Annotated in this window: 27 protein-coding genes and 1 tRNA gene; 10 read left to right on the top strand and 18 right to left on the bottom strand. The window is 66.4% G+C overall.

The window, feature by feature from the left end:
• The first annotated feature begins 2 nt into the window (after positions 1-2).
• The 6 genes from maiA to Tchl_RS05335 all read left to right on the top strand — a co-directional run bounded on the left by maiA (position 3) and on the right by Tchl_RS05335 (position 5,283).
• Positions 3-641, top strand: coding sequence for a maleylacetoacetate isomerase (gene maiA / locus Tchl_RS05360; protein WP_075147488.1), 639 nt, complete (start codon positions 3-5; stop codon positions 639-641).
• Between the two features lie 57 nt (positions 642-698).
• Positions 699-1,682 (top strand): TRAP transporter substrate-binding protein, encoded by a 984-nt coding sequence (locus Tchl_RS05355; protein ID WP_075147487.1) that lies wholly within the window; start codon positions 699-701, stop codon positions 1,680-1,682.
• 80 nt (positions 1,683-1,762) lie between these two features.
• On the top strand, positions 1,763-2,260 hold the full coding sequence (locus tag Tchl_RS05350; RefSeq protein WP_075147486.1) for a TRAP transporter small permease: 498 nt from the start codon (positions 1,763-1,765) through the stop codon (positions 2,258-2,260).
• The gene (locus Tchl_RS05345; protein WP_083945160.1) at positions 2,257-3,534 is read left to right on the top strand and encodes a TRAP transporter large permease; all 1,278 of its coding nucleotides are present in this window, start codon (positions 2,257-2,259) and stop codon (positions 3,532-3,534) included. Before Tchl_RS05350 ends, Tchl_RS05345 begins: the two co-directional genes overlap by 4 nt.
• A 54-nt stretch (positions 3,535-3,588) precedes the next feature.
• Positions 3,589-4,134, top strand: coding sequence for a hemerythrin domain-containing protein (locus Tchl_RS05340; protein ID WP_075147485.1), 546 nt, complete (start codon positions 3,589-3,591; stop codon positions 4,132-4,134).
• Between the two features lie 123 nt (positions 4,135-4,257).
• Positions 4,258-5,283 (top strand): TRAP transporter substrate-binding protein, encoded by a 1,026-nt coding sequence (locus tag Tchl_RS05335; protein ID WP_075147484.1) that lies wholly within the window; start codon positions 4,258-4,260, stop codon positions 5,281-5,283.
• A 106-nt stretch (positions 5,284-5,389) separates the two neighbouring features.
• On the opposite strand, the gene Tchl_RS05330 is transcribed toward Tchl_RS05335, so the two are convergent.
• From Tchl_RS05330 to Tchl_RS05275, 12 genes are all read right to left on the bottom strand, one after another.
• Positions 5,390-6,715, bottom strand: coding sequence for a TRAP transporter large permease (locus tag Tchl_RS05330; RefSeq protein ID WP_075147483.1), 1,326 nt, complete (start codon positions 6,713-6,715; stop codon positions 5,390-5,392).
• Positions 6,712-7,236 carry a TRAP transporter small permease gene (locus Tchl_RS05325; RefSeq protein ID WP_075147482.1) on the bottom strand — a complete coding sequence of 175 codons (525 nt, stop codon included), beginning with the start codon at positions 7,234-7,236 and terminating at the stop codon, positions 6,712-6,714. Before Tchl_RS05325 ends, Tchl_RS05330 begins: the two co-directional genes overlap by 4 nt.
• Positions 7,237-7,310: 74 nt before the next feature.
• Entirely contained in the window at positions 7,311-8,336 is a 1,026-nt protein-coding gene (locus Tchl_RS05320; protein WP_075147481.1) for a TRAP transporter substrate-binding protein, read from the bottom strand.
• A 486-nt stretch (positions 8,337-8,822) separates the two neighbouring features.
• On the bottom strand, positions 8,823-9,845 hold the full coding sequence (locus tag Tchl_RS05315) for a TRAP transporter substrate-binding protein (RefSeq protein WP_075147480.1): 1,023 nt from the start codon (positions 9,843-9,845) through the stop codon (positions 8,823-8,825).
• Between the two features lie 148 nt (positions 9,846-9,993).
• Positions 9,994-10,989 (bottom strand): aldo/keto reductase, encoded by a 996-nt coding sequence (locus tag Tchl_RS05310; protein ID WP_075147479.1) that lies wholly within the window; start codon positions 10,987-10,989, stop codon positions 9,994-9,996.
• A gap of 117 nt (positions 10,990-11,106) precedes the next feature.
• Complete coding sequence (locus Tchl_RS05305) at positions 11,107-12,066, bottom strand: Gfo/Idh/MocA family oxidoreductase (RefSeq protein WP_198158992.1); 960 nt, start codon at positions 12,064-12,066, stop codon at positions 11,107-11,109.
• Positions 12,066-12,920 carry a class III extradiol dioxygenase subunit beta gene (locus tag Tchl_RS05300; RefSeq protein WP_075147478.1) on the bottom strand — a complete coding sequence of 285 codons (855 nt, stop codon included), beginning with the start codon at positions 12,918-12,920 and terminating at the stop codon, positions 12,066-12,068. The genes Tchl_RS05305 and Tchl_RS05300 overlap by 1 nt, the downstream gene beginning before the upstream one ends.
• 2 nt (positions 12,921-12,922) lie before the next feature.
• Positions 12,923-13,366 carry a protocatechuate 4,5-dioxygenase subunit alpha gene (gene ligA, locus Tchl_RS05295; protein ID WP_075147477.1) on the bottom strand — a complete coding sequence of 148 codons (444 nt, stop codon included), beginning with the start codon at positions 13,364-13,366 and terminating at the stop codon, positions 12,923-12,925.
• 2 nt (positions 13,367-13,368) lie between these two features.
• The gene (locus tag Tchl_RS05290; protein WP_075147476.1) at positions 13,369-14,283 is read right to left on the bottom strand and encodes an amidohydrolase family protein; all 915 of its coding nucleotides are present in this window, start codon (positions 14,281-14,283) and stop codon (positions 13,369-13,371) included.
• 109 nt (positions 14,284-14,392) lie between these two features.
• A complete protein-coding gene (gene ligK / locus Tchl_RS05285; protein WP_198158991.1) occupies positions 14,393-15,082 on the bottom strand; it encodes a 4-carboxy-4-hydroxy-2-oxoadipate aldolase/oxaloacetate decarboxylase in 690 nt (229 codons plus the stop codon).
• Between the two features lie 14 nt (positions 15,083-15,096).
• Entirely contained in the window at positions 15,097-16,122 is a 1,026-nt protein-coding gene (locus tag Tchl_RS05280; protein WP_075147475.1) for an amidohydrolase family protein, read from the bottom strand.
• Positions 16,119-17,231, bottom strand: a complete 1,113-nt coding sequence (locus Tchl_RS05275; RefSeq protein WP_232311661.1) for a 4-oxalomesaconate tautomerase — start codon at positions 17,229-17,231, stop codon at positions 16,119-16,121. The genes Tchl_RS05280 and Tchl_RS05275 overlap by 4 nt, the downstream gene beginning before the upstream one ends.
• A 185-nt stretch (positions 17,232-17,416) precedes the next feature.
• Between Tchl_RS05275 and Tchl_RS05270 the strand changes: the two genes are divergently transcribed.
• Together Tchl_RS05270 and Tchl_RS05265 are read left to right on the top strand one after the other, a co-directional pair.
• Positions 17,417-18,316 (top strand): LysR substrate-binding domain-containing protein, encoded by a 900-nt coding sequence (locus tag Tchl_RS05270; RefSeq protein WP_075147474.1) that lies wholly within the window; start codon positions 17,417-17,419, stop codon positions 18,314-18,316.
• A gap of 122 nt (positions 18,317-18,438) precedes the next feature.
• On the top strand, positions 18,439-19,254 hold the full coding sequence (locus Tchl_RS05265; protein WP_075147473.1) for a DODA-type extradiol aromatic ring-opening family dioxygenase: 816 nt from the start codon (positions 18,439-18,441) through the stop codon (positions 19,252-19,254).
• 106 nt (positions 19,255-19,360) lie between these two features.
• On the opposite strand, the gene Tchl_RS17560 is transcribed toward Tchl_RS05265, so the two are convergent.
• The 3 genes from Tchl_RS17560 to Tchl_RS05255 all read right to left on the bottom strand — a co-directional run bounded on the left by Tchl_RS17560 (position 19,361) and on the right by Tchl_RS05255 (position 21,262).
• Complete coding sequence (locus Tchl_RS17560; RefSeq protein WP_083945159.1) at positions 19,361-19,591, bottom strand: hypothetical protein; 231 nt, start codon at positions 19,589-19,591, stop codon at positions 19,361-19,363.
• Positions 19,592-19,879: 288 nt separating this feature from the next.
• Positions 19,880-19,973: transfer RNA gene (locus Tchl_RS05260), tRNA-Ser, on the bottom strand.
• 62 nt (positions 19,974-20,035) lie between these two features.
• Complete coding sequence (locus Tchl_RS05255) at positions 20,036-21,262, bottom strand: aspartate kinase (RefSeq protein WP_075147472.1); 1,227 nt, start codon at positions 21,260-21,262, stop codon at positions 20,036-20,038.
• 259 nt (positions 21,263-21,521) lie between these two features.
• Between Tchl_RS05255 and Tchl_RS05250 the strand changes: the two genes are divergently transcribed.
• Complete coding sequence (locus tag Tchl_RS05250; protein WP_075149583.1) at positions 21,522-21,815, top strand: helix-turn-helix domain-containing protein; 294 nt, start codon at positions 21,522-21,524, stop codon at positions 21,813-21,815.
• A 15-nt stretch (positions 21,816-21,830) separates the two neighbouring features.
• On the opposite strand, the gene Tchl_RS05245 is transcribed toward Tchl_RS05250, so the two are convergent.
• Positions 21,831-22,709, bottom strand: coding sequence for a radical SAM protein (locus tag Tchl_RS05245; protein ID WP_075147471.1), 879 nt, complete (start codon positions 22,707-22,709; stop codon positions 21,831-21,833).
• A gap of 87 nt (positions 22,710-22,796) precedes the next feature.
• On the opposite strand from Tchl_RS05245, the gene queD reads away from it, so the two are divergent.
• Complete coding sequence (queD, locus tag Tchl_RS05240) at positions 22,797-23,240, top strand: 6-carboxytetrahydropterin synthase QueD (RefSeq protein WP_075147470.1); 444 nt, start codon at positions 22,797-22,799, stop codon at positions 23,238-23,240.
• Between the two features lie 64 nt (positions 23,241-23,304).
• On the opposite strand, the gene Tchl_RS05235 is transcribed toward queD, so the two are convergent.
• Both Tchl_RS05235 and Tchl_RS05230 read right to left on the bottom strand, forming a co-directional pair.
• Positions 23,305-23,904: a phospholipase D family nuclease gene (locus tag Tchl_RS05235; protein ID WP_408646119.1), complete on the bottom strand. Its 600-nt coding sequence runs from the start codon at positions 23,902-23,904 to the stop codon at positions 23,305-23,307.
• A complete protein-coding gene (locus Tchl_RS05230; RefSeq protein ID WP_083945158.1) occupies positions 23,897-25,195 on the bottom strand; it encodes an RsmB/NOP family class I SAM-dependent RNA methyltransferase in 1,299 nt (432 codons plus the stop codon). The genes Tchl_RS05235 and Tchl_RS05230 overlap by 8 nt, the downstream gene beginning before the upstream one ends.
• Positions 25,196-25,201 lie beyond the last annotated feature (6 nt).

The raw sequence follows: 25,201 nt of genomic DNA, 5'->3' as shown, positions 1-25,201 counted from the left end.
CGATGAAGCTGTACAACTTCTTCCGCAGCGGCAGCTCGCACCGCCTGCGCATCGCGCTCAACCTGAAGGGCATCGCCTACGACTACGTGCCGGTCGATCTGCGCACCGAGGAGCATCTCGGCGCCGCGTTCAGGGCGGTCAACCCGCAGCAGCTGGTGCCGGCGCTGGTCGACGGCGAGCTGACCCTGATCCAGTCGCCGGCGGTGATCGAATGGCTCGAGGAGCGCCACCCCACCCCGCCGCTGCTGCCGGCGAACACCGAGGACCGCGCCCGGGTGCGGGCGATGGCGGCGATCGTCGGCTGCGACATCCACCCGATCAACAACCGCCGCATCCTCGAATACCTGCGCCAGCAGCTCGGCACCGGCGAGGACGCGGTCAACGCCTGGTGCGGCACCTGGATCAGCGCCGGCTTCGAGGCGCTCGAAGCGATGCTCGCCGCCGACCGGCGGCGCGGGCGCTTCTGCTTCGGCGACACGCCCGGTCTGGCCGACGTCTATCTGGTGCCGCAGGTCGACAGCGCGCGCCGCTTCAAGGTGGACCTCGCCCCCTACCCGAGTATCGTCGCCATCGATGCCGCCTGCGCCGAGCTCGACGCGTTCCGGCGCGCCGCTCCGGGCGCACAGCCCGATGCGCGCTGAAGCCCGTGCGCTGAATACCTTGCCCCGCCCCCACCCCACCCCACAGAGAACATACCCATGAAACTGATCGACGCTGCCCGTGCCGCGCGCGCCACCCTCGCCGCCCTCGCCCTGTCCACCCTCGCGTTCACCTCCCACGCCCAGACCCTGAAGCTCGGCCATATCACCCCGCCCACCCACGTCTGGCACCAGGTGTCGGAAAAAATCGCCACCGAGCTGGAAAAGGCCACCCAGGGCAAGATGAAAGTGGCGGTCAGTCCGCTGCAGAAGCTGGGCAACGAAGCGCAGATGATCAACCTGATGCAGGTCGGCGCCCAGCACCTCGGCGTATTTACCGTCGGCGGCCTCTCCAACCGCGAGGAGTCCTTCCTCGGCTGGTCGCTGCCCTACGTGTTCCAGGACGTCGCCCACGCTTCGCGCGCCGCCACCACTGCGGCGGCGCGGGAAATGCTCGCCCGCCTCGACCAGCACGGCCTGGTCGGGCTGGGCTACGCCTTCGCCGGAATGCGCCACGTGCTGTCGCTGCAGCCGGTGACTGCGGCCAAGGATCTGGCCAACAAGAAGGTGCGCTCCTTCCCCAGCCCGGTGTACAACGACTGGTGGAACGCCAACGGCGCCGCGCCGACCGCGATGCCGCTGTCCGAAGTCGCGCCGTCGCTCACCACCAAGCTGCTCGACGCGGTGGATGTCGACCTCGACGCCCTCGTCGGTCTCAAATTTCACCAGCAGGCCCCCTACCTGACGCTGACCAACCACATGGCCTTCCCGGCGGCGATCGTCGCCTCCAAGAAGTGGTGGCAGAGCCGCTCCCCGGAAGAGCGCGCGCTGATCGCCAAGGTCGTCGCCGAAGCCGAGCAATGGGGCTTCCAGGCCGCGATCGCGGCAGACCGCGACAATCTCGCCAAGGCCAAGGCCGACGGCGTCACGGTGGTCGACGCCGACATCGATTCCTTCCGCGCAGTCGGCAGCAAGGTGCGCGATCAGTACACCGCGAAGAACCCGCTGATCGCCGAGTTCTACAACCAGGCCAAGGATCTCTGAGCGCCCCCTGGGAAAAGGCAGGCGACGCCGCGCAGCGGGCGGCGTCTGCCCGCACGCATTCAGCGAAGGAATCGACGCAGATGTTCAAGTTCATCCAAGGGATCGACCACGGCCTGGCCCGGATCGAGCGCGGCCTGGTCATCGGCCTGACCGGCGCGATCGCCGGCATCATGATGAGCCAGGTGGTGATGCGCTACTTCTTCTCCGCCCCGATCTTCTGGGCGGAGGAAATCTCGGTGCAGATGCTGGTGTTCGCGACCCTGTTCGGGCTGTCCCTGCTCGTCCACCACGGCATGCTGGTGAGCATCGACTTCCTCCCCCGCGCCCTGTCCGGGCGCCGCCGCCACGCCCTGCTCGCGGTGCTGGGGGGCGTGATGCTGGCGCTGCTCGCGTTCGTCGCCTGGCTCGGCTGGGAATGGGTCGCCCGCCCCGACGTTCGCCTCGAGCTCGGCGCCACCACCCAGCTGCCGCGCTGGTACAACTACACGGTGCTGCCGCTGGCCCTGACGGTGATGGCCTGGCACCAGCTCGCCGCCATCGTGCGCGAAGTGCGCGCCCTGCGCGGAGCGGCGCAATGATCACCCTGCTCGTGTTCTTCGGCCTGCTGTTCGCGGGCCTGCCGATCATCGGCAGCATCCTCGCCGCGGCCGTCGTGTTCATGGCCACCAGCGAGCTCGCGGTGCTCTACGACTCGATCCCGATCCAGCTCTACGGCGCGCTCGAAATCAACAGCCTGCTGGCCATTCCGCTGTTCCTGCTGGTGGGCGAGATCATGAACAGGGCCGGCCTCACCCAGCGCCTGATCGCGGTCGCCGAAGTCCTGGTCGGCGGCATCAAGGGCGGCCTCGCCTATGCCAACCTATTCACCAACGCGATGGCGGCCTCGATTCTGGGCTCGGCGGTGGCGCAGATCGGGGTGATGAGCAAGGTCATGATCCCGGCCATGGAGCGCATGGGCTACCCCCGCGCCTTCTCGGGGGCGGTCACCGTTTCCGCCGGCCTGCTCGGGCCGATCATTCCGCCTTCGATGCTGATGATCATCTACGGCGTCGTCGCCGTGCAGCCGATCGCACCGCTGTTCATCGCCGGCATCGTGCCCGGCATCCTGATCGTATCCGCGCTCGCCCTGGTCATCTTTTTGTTCGGCGTGTTCGGCCCCGGCCTGCCCGCCGGCAGCCGCAGCGCACGCAAGGCCTCGCTCAAGGTCCTGCTCGAAGGCCTGGTGCCCGCGCTGATCCCGGTCGTGGTGATCACCGGGATCATGGCCGGAGTGATGACGCCGACCGAGTCCGGTGCGGTGGCATCGATCATCTCCCTCATGCTGGGCTTTGCCTATCGGGAAATCGGGCCGCGCGACCTGGGCAGGATCCTGCTCGAAGTGGGCATCAACACCGCCACCATCACCGGCCTGATCGCAGCCGCCTCGGTGCTGAGCTGGGTGCTCGCCTTCCAGGGCGTGCCCGACCTCGTGGTCGAATACATGCAGGGCCTCACCGACTCGCCCTTCGTCTTCCTCGTGCTGGTGATCGTGATGATGCTGACCCTGGGCATGTTCCTCGAGAGCATCAGCGTGCTGATCGTCGTCGTGCCGCTGCTGATGCCGGTCGTCACCAGCCTGGGCATCGACCCGATCCACTTCGGCGTGATCTGCACGATGGCCACCGTGATCGGCCTGGTGACTCCGCCCGTGGGACCCGGGCTCTACATCGCCATGGTCCAGGCCGACATCCGCATGGGCCCGCTGTTCTCCGCCACCGCGCCCTTCCTCGCGGTCGTGCTGCTGGTGCTGCTGCTACTGGCCGCGGTTCCGGCCCTGTCGACCTGGCTGCCCGCCCTGATGAGCGCCCACTGAACGGCGGCCGCGCACGGTACAGCTCCCTTTTTGCACAACCGGACGGACATTCCCATGACCCCCTCTGCCCCGACGACGGACAAGAACGCGCCACTCCAGGACTTCTCCCAGTGCCATGCCGGCATCCTCGGCAAGCTCGACATGCTGAGCCAGCTGCCTGCGCTGCTGGAGCCCGCCACCCGGGCCCGGATCATCGCCGCCAGCGCCCTCGAATTTTTCCGCGAAGCGATCTTCGAGCACCACCTCGACGAAGAGCGCGAGCTGTTCCCCGCCGTCCTCGCCAGCGCCGAGGAAGGCGCGGAGTCGGAGCGGGTGCAGGCCCTCGCCCGCCGCCTGACCGACGAGCACCGCGAGCTCGAAGCCGCCTGGAAGCGCCTGGAGCCGGGACTGAAGCGGGTGGCGAAAGGCCAGGACAGCGAACTCGACGTGACCGACATCGAGGACCTGGTCCGCCGTTATCGCGCCCACGCCGAATTCGAGGAAACCGAATACCTGCCTTTGTCGCAGGCGATCCTGGGGCGCAACGCCAGCCACCTCGCCGCGCTCGGGCTGTCGCTGCACATGCGCCACGCGCCGAAGCGGCCGGCGACCTACATCTGAACCCGGCGTCCAGCCCGCATAGATAACCCGCATAGATAACGCTGGACGATCAAAACTCTTCCGCTATACTGAATAACCGTTCATTCAGTTTCGGTCACGAGATTTTCCCGGAGGAGACGCACGATGAAAGTCCGCAACACCGCACTTGGCCTCATCTCCACCCTGCTGCTGCCGGCTGCGGCGCAGGCCGAAGAAGTCGTACTGAGGGTCGCCCACTTCCTGCCGCCGACCACGCCGATGCATGCCAAGGTGATCGCGCCCTGGTGCGACAAGATCGCCGCCGAATCGCAGGGCAAGATGAAGTGCCAGATCTATCCGGCGATGCAACTCGGCGGCACCCCGCCGCAACTGCTCAACCAGGTGCGCGATGGCGTCGCCGACGTGGTATGGACCCTGCCGGGGTATACGCCCGGCCGCTTCCCCGTATCGGAAGTGTTCGAGCTGCCCTTCGTCACCACCACGCACGAGCCGTCCGCGCGTGCAATGTGGGATTTCGTCCAGACCCACGCGATGAGCGAGTTCGCCGGCATCAAACCGCTCGCGGTGTGGGTCAACGGCCCCAACGTGCTGCATTTCCGCGACAAGCAGGTCCAGAACCTGGAAGACCTGAAGGGCATGAAGGTGCGTGCGCCTTCACGCCTGGGCAACAAGCTGCTGGCTTCGCTCGGCGCCACCCCGGTGGGGATGCCGGTGCCGCAGATGGCCGAGAGTCTGTCCAAGGGCGTCATCGAAGGCGCGCTGATCCCGTGGGAAGTGGTGCCGGCGACCAAGACCCAGGAACTGACCAGGTTCCATGCGGAGTCCGGCGCGGAGCGGGCGATGACCACGGCGACGATGATCTACGTGATGAACCAGAAAAGGTACGACAGCCTGCCTGCCGAGCTGAAGCAGGTCATCGACAACAACAGCGGGCGCGAATTCTCCGCCTGGGTCGCCGCCCAGCACGTCGCTGCGGACGCCGTAGGGCGGGAGAAGACCACCGCCAACGGCAACACCATCTATTCAATTCCGGCCGCTGAGATGGCCCGCTGGGAGACCGCCGCCCTGCCGGTGACCGCCGAGTGGATCAAGGAAAGCAGCGCCCGGGGCGGAGACGGCCAGAAGCTGTACGACGACGCCGTCGCCCTGGTGAAAAAGTACTCCGAGTAAAGACGGACCGCACTCAATCGGCAAAAAACCGCCGCCGGATGTTCCGGCGGCGGTTTTTTTCGCAGTCCTCCGGGCGAGCGACTCATCCGCCCGCCCGGCCGGAGCGCTAGTTAAAGACCCACAATGCCACCAGCGAAATGCTGGGGAAGAACACGAGCAGGAAAATGCGCAGGATGTCCGAGGCGAGGAAAGGCAGCACGCCGCGGAAGATCGTCGCCATCGGAATGTCCTTGGCCACGCCGTTGATGATGTAGACGTTCATCCCCACCGGCGGCGTGATCAGGCCGACCTCCATCACCACCAGCGCCACCATCCCGAACCAGATCGCCTTTTCTTCCAGTCCCAGGCCCCAGTACTCCATGCCGAGGACGATCGGCAGGAAGATCGGCACCGTCAGCAGGATCATCGACAGGCTGTCCATCACACAGCCCAGCAGCAGGTAGATGAGGATGATGGAGAACAATACGGTGAACGGACCGAAGCCCATTTCCTGCACCCAGGCCGCCGCCTCCGCCGGCAGTTGCGACAGCGCCATGAAGGAATTCAGCGTGTCGGCACCGAGCAGGATCAGGAACATCATGCCGGTTCCTTTGGCAGTGCCGTACAGGCACTCCATCAACCCCGCACCTTTCAGCCCGCCCGAGCGCCAGGCCGCGACGCCGGTGGCGAGCGCGCCGATCGAGGCCGCCTCGGTCGGCGTGAACAGCCCGCCGTAGATGCCGCCGATCACCACCAGGAAGATCAGCAACACCGGCCAGGTCTCGATCACCGTGCTCAGACGCTCCGCCCACGAGTGCCGCGGCGTCCCCGGCCCGCCCGCGGCCGGATCGACGCGGCAGACGATGCCGATCACCACCATGTAGCCGATTGCCGCCAGGATGCCCGGCAGGAACGCGGCCATGAACAGCTTGGCGATGTTCTGCTCGGCCATGATGGCGTAGATCACCAGCGGCACCGAGGGCGGGATCAGGATCCCCAGCGTGCCGCCGGCGGCGACCGAACCGGCCGCCAGCGCCGGCTTGTACTGGTGGTGCTTGAGTTCGGGCAGCACGACGTGGGACATCGTCGCCGCAGTGGCCAGCGAGGACCCGCAGATCGCGCCGAAGCCGGCGCACGAGGTGACCCCCGCCATCGCCATTCCGCCTTTCCAGTGACCGATGAAGGCGTTGCCGGCCTTGAACAAGGCCCGCGACAGCCCGCCATGGGTGGCGAACTGCCCCATCAGCAGAAACAGCGGCACCACCGAGAGGTCGTACAGCGAAAAGCGCCCGTAAGGGGCGTTCTTCAGATAGGCGAGCAAGGGGTCGAGTCCCGACACCCAGATGTAACCGATGGCCCCGGTCAGGAACATGGCGACGCCGATCTGCACGCGCAGTGCCAGCATCCCCATCATGATCGCGCCCATCGTCAGGCCGACTAGACTGCCGCTCATCGTTTGCTCTCCCTGCAGAATTCCTGGGTGAAGGTGTACAGCGCGGTGATTCCCAGCAGTACGAAAGAAGGCACCACCGGCACATAGCCCCACCAGATCGGCAGGGAGATCACCATCGACGTCTCACCGTATTCGCGCATTTCGATCATGCCCGCCCAGATCCTCCAGGCCAGCACGAAGGCGCAGAACGCCATCAGCAGCGCGGCCATCGAATCCAGCATCCGCTTCAGCCAGGGCGAGGCCCACAGGGTGAAGAAGTCCACGAACACATGCCCGCCTTTGAGCTGGCAGTAGGGCAGGCACATCGCGATTCCCATCGCCGACAACATCTGCACCAGCTCGTAGTCGCCAGGCACCGGCAGATTGAACGCGGCCCGCCCCACCACACTGACCACCGACATTACCGCCTCGATGCAGAACATCAGGCCGGCAAGCAACGCCAGCACGGTACAGGCCAGCTCGATACTCCTGCCGATCACCCCGCAGGGTCGGTGAACCGACTCGATCACGGATTCAGCCATGCCATCCTCCTCCAGTTTTCGCTGCGAACATGGCGCCGGCGCCGCTTGGCGCAGGCGCCGACGCCGAGACTGCCTTATTTTGAATACTTGTCGACGAGCGCGACGGCTTCGTCATGCAGCTTCTGCCCGTCCAGGCCCTTCGCCGAGATTTCCTTGATCCACTCCTCGGCCACCGGCTTCGCCGCGGCCTGCCATTTCGCGATGTCCTCCACCGGGATCCGGCTGACGGTGTTGCCTTGTGCCTCGGCGGCCTTGCGCCCTGCCTCGTCCGGTTCGATGAACTGTGCCGACACCCACGCCGAAGTCTCCCGTCCGCTGTTGGCGTCGATGACCTGCTTCAGCTCGGCGGGCAGGCTGTCGTACTTCTTCTGGTTCATCACGAAGATCATCGTCGCCGCAATCAGCGGATGATTGCCACCGGCCTCGGCATGGAATTTCGTCAGCTCATGGGCCTTGGTCGCCGGCACCACTTCCCACGGCACCAGCGCACCGTCGATGACGCCCTTGGACAGGCTCTCGGCCATCTGCGGCACCGGCATACCGACCGGCGTGGCGCCCAGTGAAGCCAGCAGCTTGGTGCCCAGGCGCGAAGGTGCACGCACCTTGAGCCCCTTCATGTCTTCGAGCGTGTTCACTTCCTTATCGCGGAAATGCAGCACATACGGCCCGGTGACCCAGGTGGCGAGCGGCTTGAGGCCGGCGAATTCGCGCATCGCATGGCCCTGGACGAAATCCCACAGCGCACGCGACGACGGTTCACGCTCGGTGGTGAAGAACGGCAGTTCGAACACTTCGGACACCGGGAAACGGCCGGCGGTATACCCCGGCAGCGTCCACACGATGTCGGCGACCCCGTCACGCACCTGATTGAGCAGCTGCGGCGGCGTGCCACCGAGCTGCATCGCCGGGTAGATCTGGCACTTCATCCGGCCTTGCGATTCGGCGGCGATCTTGTCGCACCACGGCGCGATGAATTTGGTATGCGCGGGAGAAACCGGCGGCAGGAAATGCGCAACCCTCAGCAGCACTTCCTCGGCCTGGACGGCAGCAGGGATGAGCGCGGCCGTAGCGAAACCGAGAGCCAGTCTGCGAACCTTCATGAAAATCTCCTCGTCATCTTCGTTTGGTGAATGGATCCCAGGGTGCGTTCTGGAGTGCGGCGAGTCTCCCGCCTGAGGCCGAGCGCCAACAGCCGGCTTGGGCACTATCTGGTATACAGAAAATGAATAGCCGATTCGATCATATCGCGCCATCCCACCAGCCCGCGCTCACCGCCTGACGCAGAGCGCAGCCCCTTTTCCGATGGGTGCGGACAGCGAATGTTCGACATCAAACATTGAACGACCATTCATTCATTATACGCATCACGTCCCTTGTCGCAAGCGCGTTCCACATCGAGCCGGGCGGCGCCGGAACGCTCACCACGCAGGCACGCCCTGGCTCCGGCTGCGGATCGGTGGGCCGGTTTCCGCCAGCCCTGCGGCCCCCTGGGATCGCCTCCCCCTCACCGTCGGACTACGAAGAGCAGACCAAAAAAACCGGCCGGGGCCCCACAGGCCCCGGCCGGTTTCCGCCAGATGCGGCGCTCAGTCCTTGGAGTACTGTTTCACCAGCTCGGTTGCGCGGTCGTACAGCTTCCGACCGTCGTAGCCCTTGCTCGTGACGTCCGCGATCCACTCATCGGTCACCGGCTGCACGGCCTTCTTCCAGCGCTCGACTTCCTCGGGCGGGATCTGGTTGATCTGGTTGCCGCGGTTGCTCGCCGCCGCACGCCCGCCTTCGTCGCCCTTCCTGAACGCCGTCGCGGCCAGGGCCGAGGCTTCACGCCCGCTGTTGTCGTCGATGATCTTTTTCAGATCGGCCGGCAGGCTGTCGTACTTCTTCTGGTTCATCACGTAGATCGAGGTCGCCGTGGTCAGCGAATAACCGCCGCTGACTTCGGCATGGTACTTGGTCAGCTCATGGGTCTTGGTCGCCGGAACGACTTCCCAAGGCACGATCGCCGCATCGATGACGCCACGCGACAGCGACTCGGCGATCTGCGGCACCGGCATCCCCACCGGGGTGGCGCCGAGCACGGTCAGCATGCGGTTGCCCAGCCGCGACGGGGCGCGGATCTTCATGCCGCGGAAATCGTCGAGGGTCTTCAGCTCCTTGTCGCGCAGGTGGATCACGTAGGGGCCGACGACCCAGTTCGCGATGCGCTTGAGCCCCTCGAATTCGCTGGCGGCGTTTTCGTCGATGAAGTCCCACACCGCCCGCGCCGTCGCCTCGTGCGTGGTGGTGACGAACGGCAGTTCGAACACTTCGGAGACCGGGAAACGCCCGGGGGTGTAGCCGGGAATCGTCCACACGATGTCGGCAACGCCGTCGCGCACCTGGTTGAGCAGTTGCGGCGGGGTGCCGCCGAGCTGCATCGCCGGATAGATCTGGCACTTCATCCGCCCTTTCGATTCGGCTTCGATCTTGTCGCACCATGGCACGATAAAGCCAGCATGCATGTTCGACATCGGCGGCAGGAAGTGCGCCACCTTCAGCACCACCTCCTGCGCCTGTGCGGAGGACATCACGGCCGTGGCGGCCAGCCCGAGAGCGAGTTTACGAAGCATCACCGAAGTCTCCTCTAATTATATTTGGATAATACGGCCGCCGGCTTTGCATGAACGATGGTTCATTGCCGACGGTTCATCGATTATACGCACCCCTCCTCCTCCCGCAAGCACGCGCGAAGCGAGGCCGCTGCACGAGTCCCGGCGGTCAGAATTCCTCGGTGTCGATTTCCGCCTGGGTCGCCGCCGCATAGCGCGGCCCGCTCACGGTGTGGCGGTTGATCAGGGTATCGAGGCGCGCCACCAGATCACCATCGAGACGGATTTCGCCGGCCTGCAGGTTTTCCTCGAGGTGGTCGATGCGGGTCGTGCCCGGAATCGGCAGGATGTGCTCGCCCCGCTGCAGCAGCCAGGCGAGGGCGAGCTGGGCCGGCGTGCACCCGGCTTCGCGGGCGAGGGCGAGGTAGCCTTCGAGCAGGCGCAGGTTGGCGGCGAAGGCCTCGCCCGCGAAGCGCGGCATCGCCCGGCGGATGTCCCTGGCATCGAAGGCGGCGACCTGCGCGGGCGTAGTCAGCGCGCCGGCGAGAAAGCCGCGCCCCACCGGGCTGAAGGCGACGAAGGCGACGCCCAGTTCACGGCAGGCCTCGAGCACCGCGATCTCGGCGTTGCGCGTCCACAGCGAATACTCGGTCTGCACCGCGACGACCGGATGCACCGCGTGGGCGCGGCGCAGCGTCGCCGCCGAGACTTCCGACAGGCCGATGGCGCGGATCTTGCCCTCGCTTACCAGTTCGGCGAGCGCGCCGACACTGTCCTCGATCGGTACCTGCCTGTCCCAGCGGTGCAGGTAGTAGAGGTCGATGACCTCGGTCTGCAGGCGGCGCAGCGCCTCCTCGCAGGTGCGCTTGAGGGTCTGCGGGCGGCCGTCGATGACGCGCTTGCCATCGACACCGGTCATCCCGCACTTGCTCGCCAGCGTGAAGCGCGACCGATACGGCGCCAGCACCCGGCCGAGCAGCGTCTCGTTGGCGCCGAAGCCGTACAGCGCGGCGGTGTCGAAGTGGGTGACGCCCAGGTCCAGTGCGCGCCGCAGCAGCGCTTCCGCCTGCTCAGGCGCGGGCGGCACGCCGTAGGCGTGGGACAGGTTCATGCAGCCCAGGCCGATCGCGCCGACCTGGAAGGGGCCGAGGGTGCGTTGTTGCATGAGGAGACTCCGGTACGGAAAGACGGGCGCGGACGATCCGCCGCACGGATGGCGCCGGCAGCACGCAGGCGGCGGCGCGCGCCTCCACCGTCTGCGCTGCGGCCGGCAGGCTATCGCTCAGGCCGCGTTGAGCTGCTGCTCGAGCTGGTGCAGCACCCGGTAGCAGGGCAGCACCTTGGCGACGCTGGAGTTGGGCTCGCGGCCTTCGCGGATCGCGGCGAAGAACTCGCGGTCCTGCAGCTCGATGCCGTTCATCGACACCGCCACCCTGGAGACGTCGATCTTCTCTTCCTTGCCGTTGAACAGATCGTCGTAGCGCGCAATGTAGGTGCCGGTGTCGCCGATGTAGCGGAAGAAGGTGCCCAGCGGACCGTCGTTGTTGAACGACAGCGACAGCGTGCAGATCGCGCCGTTGGCGGCCTTCAACTGGATCGACATGTCCATCGCGATGCCCAGGGTGGGGTGGATCGGGCCCTGGAGGGCGTTGGCCTGGACGATCGGGCTGCCGGCCTGGTAGGCGAACAGGTCGACGGTGTGCGCAGCGTGGTGCCACAGCAGGTGGTCGGTCCAGCTGCGCGGCTGGCCGAGCGCGTTCATGTTGGTGCGGCGGAAGAAGTAGGTCTGCACATCCATCTGCTGGATGTTGAATTCGCCCGCCTTGACCTTGTTGTGCACCCACTGGTGGCTGGGGTTGAAGCGGCGGGTATGGCCGACCATCGCCACCCGGCCGGTCTCCTGCTGCAGGCGGGCGACGTCCTCGGCGCCCTTCAGGGTGTCGGCGAGCGGGATCTCGACCTGCACGTGCTTGCCCGCCTGCAGGCAGGCGAGGGTCTGGTCGGCGTGCATCTGCGTCGGCGTGCACAGGATCACGGCATCGACTTCAGGCCGCGCCAGGCTGTCGGCGAGCTCGGTGCCGGCGTGGGCGATGCCGTACTGTTTGGCGACTTCGCGGGTCTTGTCCAGGTCGCGGCCGATGACCGAGACGACTTCGACGCCGTCGATGTTCTTGATGCCGTCCAGGTGCTTGATGCCGAAGGCGCCGGCACCCACCAGCGCGACCTTGATCGTCTTGTCCATCAGTTGTTCTCCAGGATCAGGTGGCCCACGGCGGTGTTCGACGCCGGGACGTGGAAGAAGCGGTGCTTGACGGTGGGCCTGGGGCCGCCGTCGATATCGGCCATCGCGCCGCGTGCGATCAGCCACATCACCAGTTCGATGCCTTCGGAGCCGGCTTCGCGCACGTACTCGATGTGCGGCACCTCCGACAAGCCGGCGGGGTCGTCGATCAGGCGATCGAGGAAGCGGTTGTCCCACTCGGCATTGATCAGGCCGGCGCGCGCGCCCTGCAGCTGGTGGCTCATGCCGCCGGTGCCCCAGATCTGCACCTTGAGGTCGTCATCGTAGGACGCGACCGCGCGCCGGATCGCCTGGCCGAGTTGGAAGCAGCGCCGCCCCGAGGGCACCGGATACTGCACGACGTTGACCGCGAACGGAATCACCGCGCACGGCCACGCCTGCGGTTCGCCGCACATCAGCGACAGCGGCACGGTGAGGCCGTGGTCGACGTCCATCTTGTTGACGATGGTGAGGTCGAAGTCGTCCTGGATCACGCTCTGGGCGATGTGCGAGGCGAGCTCCGGGTGGCCGATCACCTTCGGCACCGGGCGCGGCCCCCAGCCCTCGTCCGCGGGGGCGAATTCAGCCGCGGTGCCGATCGCAAAGGTCGGGATCATGTCCAGGCTGAAGGCGGTGGCGTGGTCGTTGTAGACGAGGAAGATCACGTCGGGGGTGTTCTCCTTCATCCACTGCTTGGAATATTCGTAGCCTTTGAACAGCGGCTGCCAGTAGGCCTCGCCGGTCTTCTTGAGGTCGATCGCGGCGCCGATCGCGGGCACGTGCGAGGTGTAGACGGATGCAGTGATTCTGGCCATGGTCAGGCTCCCTTGTTGTTGCCGGCGGCGCCCTGGGGCTGGTGCTGGGGCTGGGCGTCGCCGTCCTCACCGAGGTAGCGGTTGCCTTCGGGCGAGCGCCCGCCCTTGATCATCATGTCGCGGTATTCCTGTTCGGTCATGCCGGTCATGCTGCCGGCCATCTGCTGGAAGCTCAGGCCGTCGGTGGCGCCGATCTTGGCGAGGAAGTAGATGTTGCCACCGGTGCGCATGCACCAGTTGAGGTCGCGCGCGAGCACGGCCTGCTTCTGCTCCTCGGTCATCGGCCACTCGTCGAGATAGGCGCGCTCGTCGGCCTTGAAGCGGGCGCGGTTCTCGGCCTTCATCAGCGACATGCAGAACTGGTTGAGCCAGTAGCCTTTGCGCGACTGCTCGGCATCGAAAATGATGGTGCCGGGAATATCCTTGTAGGGTTTGTCGAGAGCCATGATCAACACTCCTCGGGCCAGTAGAGACGCATCGGGTTATCGACGAGCAGCTTTTTCTGCAGCTCCGCGGTGGGAGCGATGTGGGGGATGAAATCCACCAGCAGGCCGTCGTCGGGCATGTGATCCTTCAGGTTGGGGTGGGGCCAGTCGGTGCCCCACAGCACGCGCTCGGGAAAGGTCTCGACGATGCGGCGGGCGAAGGGGACGACGTCGCGGTAGGCATTCTGTTCGCCATCGAGCGCCTTCGGCCCGGTCAGCGACAGGCGCTCGGGGCAGCTGACCTTGGACCAGACGTTCGGGTTGTCGCGCATGAACTTCACGAACAGCTCGAACTCCGGGCCGTCGACCGGCTTGGCGACGTCCGGGCGGCCCATGTGGTCGACCACGACGGGCGTCGGCAGCGCGGTGAAGAAATCCCACAGCTCGGGCAGGTCGGCGGCCTCGAAGTAGATCACCACGTGCCAGCCCAGCGGCGCGATGCGGGCGGCGATCTCGAGCAGCTCGTCCCTCGGGGTGAAGTCGACCAGGCGCTTGACGAAGTTGAAGCGCACGCCGCGCACGCCGGCAGCGTGCAGGTCCTGCAGTTCCTGGTCGGTGATGCTGCGGCGCACGGTGGCGACGCCGCGGGCCTTGCCGCCGGAGTGGATCAGCGCATCCACCATCGCACGGTTGTCGGCGCCGTGGCAGGTCGCCTGCACGATCACGTTGCGGGCGAAGCCGAGCTGATCGCGCAGGGCGAAGAGCTCGGCCTTGCCCGCATCGCAGGGGGTGTACTTGCGCTCGGGGGCATAGGGGAATTCAGCGCCGGGGCCGAACACATGGCAGTGGGCGTCCACCGCGCCCGCCGGCAGCCGGAAGCGGGGCTTGCTCGGGGCGGCATGCCAGTCGAGCCAGCCGGGGGTCTTTTCGAATTGCATGGGTGTCCTCTGGTGTTCTTCTGGTGTTCTCTCTGCTGCGGCTGGGGGTGAGGCCTGCCGCCGGCGTGCGGCGGCTGCCGGCTTCGGCCCGGCCCTCCCTTCTTGTATTTCAGTCGATGTACTTCAGGCCGGCCTTGGCGAGCGGCTCGCGCAGCGAATACATATCGAGGCCCAGCTCGCCCGCAGCAAAACGGGCGCGCTTGGCGGCCTCGTTGGCTTCGCGCGCGGCCGCGGCATCGGCAACCTGGGCAGCGACCGCACGCGGCACCACCACCACGCCATCGTCGTCGGCGATCACCACATCGCCCGGCTCGACCAGCGCCCCGGCACACACCACCGGCACGTTCACCGAGCCCAGGGTGGCGCGGGTGCAGCCCTTGGCGTGAATCGCCCGGCTGAACACCGGAAAACCCATCGCGGTGAGATCCTTGACGTCGCGCACGCCGCCATCGATGACGAGCCCCTTGGCCCCGCGCGCCCGATAAGAGGTGGCGAGCAGATCGCCGAAGAAGCCATCGGTGCTGTCGGTGATGCAGCCGGCCACCACCACGTCGCCGGGCTGGATCTGCTCGGCGGCGACGTGCAGCATCCAGTTGTCGCCCGGCTGCAGCAGCACGGTGACGGCGGTGCCGCACAGATGGGCGCCGGTGTAGATCGGCCGCATGTAGGGCTTCATCAGGCCCGCACGGCCGAACGCCTCGTGGAGGGTGGCGACGCCGAACTGCGCCAGGCGTGCCACGGTGTCTGCGCCGGTGCGCTCGATGTTGCGCTTGACGATGCCGAGATTGTTGATGGACATGTCGATTCCTCCCCTTACCGGCCCTTGGCCTTCAATGCCGCATCCAGCCGCGGATAGACGCGGCGGGCGTTGCCTTCGTAGATCTGGTGGCGCTCTTCGGCGGTGAGCTTGGCGCCTTCGATGTAGCGCTTGGTGTCGTCGTAGTAGTGGCCGGTCTCGGGGTCGATGCCGCGCACCGCGCCGATCATCTCGGAGGCGAAGAGCACGTTGTCGACCGGGATGACCTTGGTCAGCAGGTCGATGCCGGGCTGGTGATAGACGCAGGTGTCGAAGAAGATGTTGTTGAGCAGGTGTTCGGTCAGCAGCGGCTTCTTCAGCTCCTGCGCGAGGCCGCGGAAGCGTCCCCAGTGATAGGGCGCGGCGCCGCCGCCGTGCGGGATCACGAAGCGCAGCGTCGGGAAGTCCTTGAACAGCTCGCTGGTCAGGCACTGCATGAAGGCGGTGGTGTCCGCATTCAGGTAGTGCGCGCCAGTGGTGTGGAAGCAGGCGTTGCAGCTCGTGCTGACGTGGATCATCGCCGGGATGTCGAGCTCGACCATCTTCTCGTAGATCGGGTACCAGTGCCGGTCGGACAGCGGCGGCTCCTTCCAGTGGCCGCCGGACGGGTCCGGGTTCAGGTTGATGCCGACGAAGCCGTATTCCTTCACGCACTTCTCGATCTCGGGCAGGCAGCTCGAAGGGCTCACGCCCGGCGACTGCGGCAGCATCGCGGCGCCGATGAAGTGGTCCGGGAAGAGCTGGCTGACGCGGTAGCACAGCTCGTTGCAGATCGCCGCCCAGGTCGCGCTGGTGTTGAAGTCGCCGATGTGGTGCGCCATGAAGCTGGCGCGCGGCGAGAAGATCGTCAGGTCGGAGCCGCGCTCCTTCATCAGGCGCAGCTGGTTGTTCTCGATCGTTTCGCGCAGCTCGTCATCGCTGATCCTGAGGTCGGCGACCTTGGGCGCAACCGCCGGGTCCTTGAGGCCCGCGATCTGTCGGTTGCGCCAGTCTTCGAGCGCCTTCGGCGCGGTCGTGTAGTGACCGTGGATGTCGATGATCATGCCTTGTCTCCTTTGTTCCAGACCGAGGTGGGTACCATGACTTCGCCGCGCATGATCAGGCGCGCGGTGCGCAGCAGGGCGGCGCGGATGACGTTCTGCGGGTCGGCGGGGTCGAGCTCGAGCTCGACCGAGAATTCGCCCGTGGGGTGTTCGACCGACACCGACTTGACGCTGCCTGCGGGCACGACGGCGAGGCCTTCGGCGACCGAGCCTTTCAGCACGCAGGCGGTGGCGACGGTGACCGCGGCGAGCACGCCGATGGCGTCGTGGCAGACGTGCGGGATGAAGCTGCGCGTGGCAAGGCTACCGCCGTGCCGGGCGGGGGCAATCAGCGTCATCTTCGGGTAGTTCTTCGCGCTGACGTCGCCCAGCCCCATCGCCTGGCCGCAGGCGAGGCGCAGGCGCTCGATGCGCGCCTTCAGCTCGGTGTCGGCGTTGAGCTCGGCGACGCTCTCGTAGCCCGTGCGGCCGACGTCGGCAGCGCGCAAGATCACCAGCGGCATGCCGTTGTCGATGCAGGTGACTTCGACGCCGTCGATGACGTCCTTGACCTTGCCGGTCGGCAGCAGGCCGGAACACACCGAGCCCGCGGTGTCGAGGAAGTTGATCTTGATCGGCGCCGAGGTGCCGGGCACGCCGTCGATGCGCGCGTCACCGTCGTAGGCGACCTGGCCGCCGGGGGTGTGCACGGTGATATCGCACTGCATGTCGGTGTTGAGCGTGAGCACGCGCAGCGTCGTCGTGTCGCCCTGCGCCTGGGCGAGGCCGGTCTCGAGGGCGAAGGGCGCGACCGCGGCGAGCATGTTGCCGCAGTTGGGCGTGGTGTCGACCGTGTCCTGGTCGGGCTGCAGCTGGGCGAAGAGGAAGTCGAGATCGACCCCGGGCACCGCGCTCTTGCGCACGATGCCGACCTTGCTGGTGAGCGGATGGGCGCCGCCAAGGCCGTCGATCTGGCGCCGGTCGGGTGAGCCCATCACCGCAAGCAGCACGTGGTCGCGCGTCGCCTGGTCTGCCGGCAGGTCGGATTCGAGGAAGAACGGCCCGCGGGAGGTGCCGCCGCGCATGAAGAGGGTGGGGATCGGGGTCTGCATGGCTTGCATTCTGTTCATCCGCTGCTCCTCGCAATAGGACGCCAAGCATCTAACAGCTATCGAATCATGCTATAACAGAACGGAACATATCTCACTTCAAGCCTAGCGCTCCCCCTCCCGAGCGCAGCCTCGGCAGCTGCCGCGCCGCGACTCCGCCCGGCCGCCGGCAAGGCAGGCATCGAATAATCCTACCCCCTAACTTCATGGACCTGAAACAGCTCGCTTATTTCGTCCGGGTAGCCGAGCTCGGCAGCTTCACCCGCGCCTCGATCGCGCTCGACATCGCCCAGCCCGCGCTCAGCCGCCAGGTGCGCCTGCTCGAAGTCGAGCTGCACCAGAACTTGCTGGTTCGCAACGGCCGCGGCGTCACCCTCACCGAAGCCGGCAGCGTGCTGCTCGAACACAGCCGCGGCGTGCTGCATCAGATCGAACGCCTGCGCGAAGAGTTGTCCCGGGTGCGCGGCGCGCTATCGGGCCGGGTTGCCGTCGGCATGCCGCCCAGCCTGTCGAAGCGGGTCGCGGTGCCGGTCACGCGCGCATTTCGCAGCCGCATGCCCGACGCGGCGCTGTCGATCATCGAGGGGCTCTCGGTGACCATGCAGGAATCCCTGGTTTCCGGCCGCCTCGACATCGCGCTGGTCTATAACGCAACGCCCTCCCCCGATATCGACCTGGTTCCCCTGCTCGACGAAGCGCTGTTCCTGATTCAGCGCAGCGACGATCCCGCCGCCGGCGAGCCGATCGCGCTCAAGGATCTCGCCCGCCAGCCGCTCGTGATTCCCAGCCGCCCCAATTCGATCCGGATGCTGGTCGAGACCGAGCTGGGCAAACTCGGCCTCCACCCGGAGATCACGCTCGAGATCGACGGCGTGCCCACCATCCTGGACCTGGTCGCCGATGGTGCCGGCCGTGCCGTGCTGACCCGGAATGCGGTCCTCACCGCCGCCAACCCGTCCCTGTTCGCCACCCGCCCGATCGTTTCACCGCAACTGCAATCCAGGCTGTCCCTCGCGCTCAGCTCCCGCCGTCCCAGCACCGGCACGCAGCGGGCGATGCTGAACCTGCTCGAAGAGCTCGTCCCGCAGTTGCTGACAACGCGCTGAGCGAGCCCTCCCCGAAGCGCCCGCCCGCCGGCCAGGAAGTGAAAGCCGTATTCGACGGAGTCTCCTTCGAAACGATCCAGGCGATACTGTCTCCACCCAATTTGACCCAGCGGAGCCCGACCATGACCGCCCCCGGCCAAGCCCGTATGCCCACCCTGTTCGTGCCCCATGGCGCGGGCCCCTGCTTCTTCATGGACTGGAACCCGCCCGACGCGTGGAACGCCATGGCGGATTTCCTCAAGAACGTGGCGAGCACCCTGCCCACGCGTCCCTCGGCGATCGTGATGGTGTCGGCCCACTGGATCGAACCCGGCTTCAGCGTCACCAGCGGCGCGCACCCGGAGCTGATCTACGACTACCACGGCTTTCCGCCGCACACCTACGAGCTGCGCTATCCGGCACCCGGTGCGCCGCAGCTGGCGGCGCGCATCGCCGCCCTGCTCGGCCAGGCGCAGCTGCCGGCACGACAGGATGGCGCACGCGGCTTCGATCACGGCATGTTCATTCCGCTGAAGCTGATGTTCCCCGACGCCGGCATCCCGGTGGTGCAATTGTCGCTGCGCCATGACCTGGACCCGCAGGCACACCTCGATGCCGGGCGCGCGCTGGCCGCGCTGCGCGACGAAGGCGTACTGATCATCGGCAGCGGCATGAGCTTTCACAACATGCGCGGCTATGGCGACCCGCGTTTCGGGCCGGTCTCCGACGCGTTCGACCGCTGGCTGGTGCAGACGGTCGCGTCCGCAGCGCCGCCGCGCGAGCACGCCCTGGCCGCCTGGGAACAGGCGCCGTCGGCCCGCCTGTGCCACCCGCCGCGCGCCGAGGAGCATCTGCTGCCACTGATGGTGGTGGCCGGCGCGGCGGGCGAGGCGGGCGGTCAATGCGTCTTCAGCGGCCGGGTGATGGAAACCACGTTGTCGGCCTTTCGATTCGACTGACTTCCCAGGGGGAATGGTCTCACCTCGAACCGAGGCCCGCCATCGGCCCCGATCTTGCCGTCGCGCGCTTTCTGCTCGCTCACCTTCGGGGTCGGTATCGGCCTGATCATGGCCTTGATCTATCAGAGCCCGGCTTTTCTTGAGCGGCTTTGATGTCCGCTTCCATCTTCCTTTTGGCGAAAGCGATGGCGAGCTTGACCGCCACGATCATCACGCCCGCAACCAGAATGATGGAGAGCATTGACGCTCGAGTGCCCTCTTGAGGGGTTGCGGCGATGGCCGCAGCACTCGAAAGGCACATACAAGAACCGGCCAACACTGCCGCCACGTATTTCATGTAGAACCTCGTTCGTCGATCTCGTTGTTTACCGCGTCGTACGGCTACCCGCTTCCAGGCAGGTAGTGTCGCAGATCGTGCTCCGTGTGGACGGACGGGCGCGATCGCAATGTCGCAGCGAGCCTCGACATGAACGGCAGGAACCATGCCGCTACAAACTCGCCTTGGCATCGAGCCTCCCATCCTCCAAGCTGAAAGGCGCTGGTTCCAGGGTGGCTACTCCGCGGGTGAGCCGCCAGAAACGAAAACCCGCAAAGCCAATGGCAGTGCGGGTTTCAGCGTTTATTCTGGCGGAGACGGAGGGATTCGAACCCTCGATGCGAGTTTTAGCCCGCATGCTCCCTTAGCAGGGGAGTGCCTTCGACCTCTCGGCCACGTCTCCATCAGGAAGGCGCGATCATAGCGAGTTCGTGCCTTCCGGTCAAACAGGATTGAGTGCGTTTATCAGGCTGCGGTATCGAGGCCGAAAGCCTTGTGCAGCACGCGCACGGCGAGCTCCAGGTATTTCTCTTCGATCGCCACCGAGATCTTGATTTCGGAGGTCGAAATCATCTGGATGTTGATGCCTTCCTCGGCCAAGGTACGGAACATCTGCGAGGCCACGCCCGGATGGGAGCGCATGCCGACGCCGACGATCGACACCTTGCACATCGTGCTGTCGCTCTCGATCGCGCGCGCGCCGATATGCGCCTTGACGCCTTCGAGCACCTTTTGCGCCTTGGCCAGATCGCCGCGCGCGACGGTGAAGGAAAAGTCGGTGGTGCCGTCGTGGCCGACGTTCTGGATGATCATGTCGACGTCGATGTTGGCGTCGGCGACCGGCCCCAGGATCTGGTAGGCGATGCCCGGCTTGTCGGGCACGCCGGTCACGGTGAGCTTGGCTTCGTCACGGGAGAAGGCGATGCCGGAGATGACGGGCTGTTCCATGTTCTTGTCTTCCTCAACGGTGATGAGCGTGCCCTCGCCTCGATCTTCGAAACTGGAGAGGACGCGCAGCTTGACCTTGTACTTGCCGGCGAATTCCACCGAGCGGATCTGCAGGACCTTCGAGCCGAGGCTGGCCATTTCCAGCATTTCCTCGAAGGTGATGGTGTCGAGCTTGCGGGCTTCGGGGACGATGCGCGGATCCGTGGTGTAGACACCGTCCACATCGGTATAGATCTGGCACTCGTCGGCTTTCAGCGCAGCGGCCAGTGCCACCCCGGTGGTGTCCGAGCCGCCACGGCCGAGGGTGGTGATGCTGCCGTGCTCATCCACGCCCTGGAAACCGGCGACGACGACGACCTTGCCGCCATCCAGGTCCTTGCGCATCGGCGCATCCTCGATGTTCAGGATGCGCGCCTTGGTGTGCAGCGAATCGGTCAGGATCTTCACCTGGGCGCCGGTATAGCTCTTCGCCGCCACCCCGATGTCCTCGAGCGCCATGCACAGCAGGCCGATCGTGACCTGCTCGCCGGTAGACACCACGACGTCCAGTTCGCGCGGGCTGGGATTGGACGCCACCTCCTTGGTGAGCGCGATCAGGCGGTTCGTTTCACCGCTCATCGCCGACACCACCACCACCACCTGGTGCCCTTCTGCGCGGAACTTCGCGATCTTGCGCGCGACGTTCCTGATGCGCTCGGGGTTACCCACCGAGGTGCCGCCGTACTTCTGAACTATCAGTGCCATTGTCGTATCCAAGTGCCAGTGGATAAAGCAGGGAATTCTAGCGAAAGGCGGAAACTTTTGCTCGACCTCGGAAACTACGCTTGCCTTCGTTATTTTTTGCAAGTTTCATTAAAACCGCCAAAATCGATATTGTATGTTGAGCGAATAGTGATCTATACTTCATACGCCCTATGACTTAAGTCATAGGAAAAACGTAGCGGCTGTGCGGATGGCGCCTCATTCCCCAAGGCATCGCCGGCGCAAACATGAGGAAACGATGATGAAAGCTACCGAAAAACTGGACGTCCGCGAAATCCGCCGGAAGCTGGGCCTGAATCAGTCCCAGTTCTGGTCGAAGATCGGCGTCACCCAGAGCGGCGGGTCCCGCTACGAAAGCGGCCGCAACATCCCCCGCCCGGTGCAGGCGCTGCTCCGCCTGGTCCACGTCGAGCAGATCGACATCAACAAGGTCAAGCGCGACGATGTCGAAGTTGCAGAGTATCTCAAGACGACGAACCCGGAGCTGTACAAGACGCTAAAGAAGGAAGCGCGCAGCAAGCGCAAGGAGCGCTGAGCACATGCCGGCTCATCAGGGGCTGACGCGAACCGTCAGCCCCTTTTTTTCGATCCGATCCCCGATCGCTTCCAGTTCGACCGCACTCAGCGGCGCCAGATGCACCGCTTCCGGCTGCATCGACGGGCGGGCGATGCCATACAGCAGCACACCCTCCAGCCTGTCGATACCAGCCGCCTCGAGCAGCGCGAGGTAGGCGTCGATCTCCCCGGTCGTGGGGGCTGCGCCGTTCCAGCGGAACATGCAGGTTTGCACCCAGGTAGGGCACAGCTGCGCACAGCACGCCAGGTTGCGCGCGACCGCAGCCGGCTCCAGCCGCACCCCGTTGATACGCTTGATCACCGCAGCGCTGCCGCCATCGACCTTGAACCACACCTCACCCCCTGCCTGCGCGAGCCGACGCACGCCCTCCTGCACTCGGGCCTGCGCCATCAGGCTGCCGTTGGTGATCAGCCGCAACGGCACCGCCGCACTGGCGAGGCCGAACGCCTCGCGCACGCGCGCCACCCGGTCCACCGCCTCCGGAAACTCCACCGCGCTGGTCGGCTCGCCATTGCCGGAAAAGGCGATGTCGCGGATCACCCGCGCGCCTTCGGGAACGAAGCGCTCCATCCAGTCGCCATGGAGCAGGTCATCGACGAAACCGTGCAGTTCGTCTTCCAGCCTGGCCAGATCGATCGCTGGAGCCTTGCCGCGCACCAGTCCGGGCACCTGGCAGTAAGCGCAGTGCCAGTTGCAGGCATTGTTCGGATTCAGGTTGATCCCGATCGAGACCCCGCCAGCCCGCCGCGACAATACCGGATAGACGTAGGTCAGCCCGGCAAGATCGCGGTCATGGTTGCGGACGCTGAGCCTGGCGGCCCTCGCCCCCTCTCCGGAAACAGAAGAATTCATCGCTCGCTCAAAGACTTGCAAAACCGCTCCAGGCCCGGCCGGAAACCGCCGGTGATATAATCCGCCGCCCAGTTCACGAGAGTCGCCATGCGCATCACCCGCCGCCTCGAATTCGACGCCGGACACCGGATTCCCGACCATGCCAGCCAGTGCCGCCACCTGCACGGCCACCGCTATGCGCTCGAAATCACCCTCTCGGGCGAAATCATCGATGCCGACGGCCTGCCGGTCAACGGCATGGTAATGGACTTCGCCGACGTCAAGCGCATCGCCAACGCACTGGTGGTCGAGCGCTGGGACCACGCCTTCCTCGTCTACCGCCAGGACCGCAAGGTCCTCGACTTCCTCGCCTCGCTTCCCGGGCACAAGACCGTGGTGCTCGACGTCGTCCCCACCGCGGAGAACCTGGCAGCCGAAGCCTTCCGCATCCTCGACCCCGCATACCGCGACAGCTACGGCAACCATCTGCGCCTCGAACGCGTGCGCCTGTACGAAACGCCGAACTGCTGGGCCGACGCCCTCCACGGCTGAATCCGGCGCGACCCCGCCCCGCCGGCCAGCAGCGCACGCGGGTCACTGCCAGTTCTGCGCGTCGTCAGCGCCGCCACGGCAGCGACTTCACCGGCGTCGCCTCGGCACGGTGGCGCCGCCAGTTGTCGCGGTAGGCGCGCGCGAGTGCACAATGATCGCGCAGCACCAGCAGGTTTTCGGCATTGCGCTCGCGCGCCGACCAGGTGAAGTTGTAGGAGCCGGTCAGCACCGCGCACCCCGGCCCTTCCGCATCGGCGATCAGCACCTTGTTGTGGGCGGCGGCGTACTGGGTCTCGAACGCCACCGGCACCCCGGCGGCGAGCAGGCGCGGAATCGCCTTGCCCTTGCCCTGCCGGTTCATCTTCGCATCGGCCAGCACCTCAACCTTCACTCCGCGGCGATGGGCCGCAACCATGGCGTCGGCGATCGGCTGGCTGGTGAACACGTAGGCCTGCACCTCGAGGCTGCGCCGGGCGCGGCGGATGACATCGAGCACAAGCTTCTCGGCGTCGTCACCGGGGACGAACGCGAGTTCGACCTCCCCCCGCGCGGCAAAGCGCTGACTCGCCTGAAGGCCGGCGCTGGCCGCCACCGCCAGCAGTGCGCACAACCCCCGCACCGCCAGTGCCCGCCCGGCGATGCGTGCGCCGCGCGCCTCAGGCACCGCCAGTGCGCTCCATCACCGCGGCGTAAAAGCCGTCGGTGTCATGGATCTGCGGCAGCAGGCGCAGACGCTCGCCGGTATCGAGTGCGACCCCCTGCCTGGACAGGATGTCCTGCGCCGAGCACGCGCGAAACTCCGGATGGGCGGCGAGGAAGGCGTCGACCACGCCGTCGTTTTCTTCCGCGAGCAGGCTGCAGGTCGCATACACCAGGCGCCCGCCGGGACGCACCAGGCGCGCGGCGGCAGCGAGGATGGCGCCTTGCTTGGCGGTCATTTCGGCGACCGCGGCGGGCGACTGGCGCCACTTCAGGTCGGGATTGCGCCGCAGCGTGCCCAGCCCGGTGCACGGCGCATCGACCAGCACGCGGTCGGCCTTGCCCGCCAGACGCTTGACCTTGGCGTCGTTCTCGTGCGCGATCAGCACCGGATGCACGTTCGACAGGCCGGCGCGCGCCATCCGCGGCTTGAGCTTGGCGAGGCGCTTGTCGGACACATCGAAGGCGTACAGCCGCCCGCTCGAGCGCATCATCGCCCCCAGCTGCAAGGTCTTGCCGCCGGCGCCGGCGCAGAAATCGACCACCAGCTCACCGCGCCGCGGCTGCACCAGCAGGCCGAGCAGCTGGCTGCCTTCGTCCTGCACCTCGAAGCTGCCGTCGACGAACAGGGGGTGCTTTTGCAGCGCCGGCTTGCCGGCCAGGCGGATCGCCTGCGGCGACAGCCGCCCCGCGCTCGCCCCGATACCATCGGCCTGGAAACGGGCGAGCACCGCGTCGCGCTCGGCCTTGAGCTGGTTCACCCGCAGGTCGAGCGGCGCCGGGCGGTTGAGCCCATGGGCGAGCGCCAGCAGCTCGTCCTCGCTCATCTGCGCGAGCAGGCGCTCGGTCAGCCAGTCGGGCAGATCGGCGCGCTCGGCGAGTGACATCGCGCCCGCCTCGGCCGCTTTCAGCGTCGCCACCCAGTCGCGCTCGGTCGCGCTCGCCAGGCCTTCGAAGTTACGCATCGGCCAGCCTTCGCCGCGCGCCAGCCAGGCCAGCAGCAGCATCCGCGGCGTCGCCTCGTCGCCCGCCAGCCGACGCAGCCAGCGCAGCCGGCGCAGCACGCCGTAGACCGACTCGGCGATGAAGCCGCGGTCGCGATGGCCGAGTTCGCGGTTGTCGCGAAAGTGGCGCGACAGCACCGCATCGGCCGGGTGATCGAAGGCCAGCACCGCACCCAGCGCCTGGGTGGCGTGGATGAACAGCGGGCGGGAAACGGCGCCTTCGGGCGCCTTGGTCTTGGTCGGTCGGTTCATATCCGT

The sequence above is a fragment of the Thauera chlorobenzoica genome, assembly GCF_001922305.1.
GTDB lineage: Bacteria > Pseudomonadota > Gammaproteobacteria > Burkholderiales > Rhodocyclaceae > Thauera > Thauera chlorobenzoica.
Note: the sequence above shows the minus strand (reverse complement) of the source record. Positions and strands in the feature narration are given on the sequence as shown.

Coding starts and splice junctions, on each gene's coding strand:
- maiA (WP_075147488.1), top strand. CDS start 3: ATGAAGCTGTACAACTTCTTCCGCAGCGGCAGCTCGCACCGCCTGCGC.
- Tchl_RS05355 (WP_075147487.1), top strand. CDS start 699: ATGAAACTGATCGACGCTGCCCGTGCCGCGCGCGCCACCCTCGCCGCC.
- Tchl_RS05350 (WP_075147486.1), top strand. CDS start 1,763: ATGTTCAAGTTCATCCAAGGGATCGACCACGGCCTGGCCCGGATCGAG.
- Tchl_RS05345 (WP_083945160.1), top strand. CDS start 2,257: ATGATCACCCTGCTCGTGTTCTTCGGCCTGCTGTTCGCGGGCCTGCCG.
- Tchl_RS05340 (WP_075147485.1), top strand. CDS start 3,589: ATGACCCCCTCTGCCCCGACGACGGACAAGAACGCGCCACTCCAGGAC.
- Tchl_RS05335 (WP_075147484.1), top strand. CDS start 4,258: ATGAAAGTCCGCAACACCGCACTTGGCCTCATCTCCACCCTGCTGCTG.
- Tchl_RS05330 (WP_075147483.1), bottom strand. CDS start 6,715: ATGAGCGGCAGTCTAGTCGGCCTGACGATGGGCGCGATCATGATGGGG.
- Tchl_RS05325 (WP_075147482.1), bottom strand. CDS start 7,236: ATGGCTGAATCCGTGATCGAGTCGGTTCACCGACCCTGCGGGGTGATC.
- Tchl_RS05320 (WP_075147481.1), bottom strand. CDS start 8,336: ATGAAGGTTCGCAGACTGGCTCTCGGTTTCGCTACGGCCGCGCTCATC.
- Tchl_RS05315 (WP_075147480.1), bottom strand. CDS start 9,845: ATGCTTCGTAAACTCGCTCTCGGGCTGGCCGCCACGGCCGTGATGTCC.
- Tchl_RS05310 (WP_075147479.1), bottom strand. CDS start 10,989: ATGCAACAACGCACCCTCGGCCCCTTCCAGGTCGGCGCGATCGGCCTG.
- Tchl_RS05305 (WP_198158992.1), bottom strand. CDS start 12,066: ATGGACAAGACGATCAAGGTCGCGCTGGTGGGTGCCGGCGCCTTCGGC.
- Tchl_RS05300 (WP_075147478.1), bottom strand. CDS start 12,920: ATGGCCAGAATCACTGCATCCGTCTACACCTCGCACGTGCCCGCGATC.
- ligA (WP_075147477.1), bottom strand. CDS start 13,366: ATGGCTCTCGACAAACCCTACAAGGATATTCCCGGCACCATCATTTTC.
- Tchl_RS05290 (WP_075147476.1), bottom strand. CDS start 14,283: ATGCAATTCGAAAAGACCCCCGGCTGGCTCGACTGGCATGCCGCCCCG.
- ligK (WP_198158991.1), bottom strand. CDS start 15,082: ATGTCCATCAACAATCTCGGCATCGTCAAGCGCAACATCGAGCGCACC.
- Tchl_RS05280 (WP_075147475.1), bottom strand. CDS start 16,122: ATGATCATCGACATCCACGGTCACTACACGACCGCGCCGAAGGCGCTC.
- Tchl_RS05275 (WP_232311661.1), bottom strand. CDS start 17,231: ATGAACAGAATGCAAGCCATGCAGACCCCGATCCCCACCCTCTTCATG.
- Tchl_RS05270 (WP_075147474.1), top strand. CDS start 17,417: ATGGACCTGAAACAGCTCGCTTATTTCGTCCGGGTAGCCGAGCTCGGC.
- Tchl_RS05265 (WP_075147473.1), top strand. CDS start 18,439: ATGACCGCCCCCGGCCAAGCCCGTATGCCCACCCTGTTCGTGCCCCAT.
- Tchl_RS17560 (WP_083945159.1), bottom strand. CDS start 19,591: ATGAAATACGTGGCGGCAGTGTTGGCCGGTTCTTGTATGTGCCTTTCG.
- Tchl_RS05255 (WP_075147472.1), bottom strand. CDS start 21,262: ATGGCACTGATAGTTCAGAAGTACGGCGGCACCTCGGTGGGTAACCCC.
- Tchl_RS05250 (WP_075149583.1), top strand. CDS start 21,522: ATGAAAGCTACCGAAAAACTGGACGTCCGCGAAATCCGCCGGAAGCTG.
- Tchl_RS05245 (WP_075147471.1), bottom strand. CDS start 22,709: ATGAATTCTTCTGTTTCCGGAGAGGGGGCGAGGGCCGCCAGGCTCAGC.
- queD (WP_075147470.1), top strand. CDS start 22,797: ATGCGCATCACCCGCCGCCTCGAATTCGACGCCGGACACCGGATTCCC.
- Tchl_RS05230 (WP_083945158.1), bottom strand. CDS start 25,195: ATGAACCGACCGACCAAGACCAAGGCGCCCGAAGGCGCCGTTTCCCGC.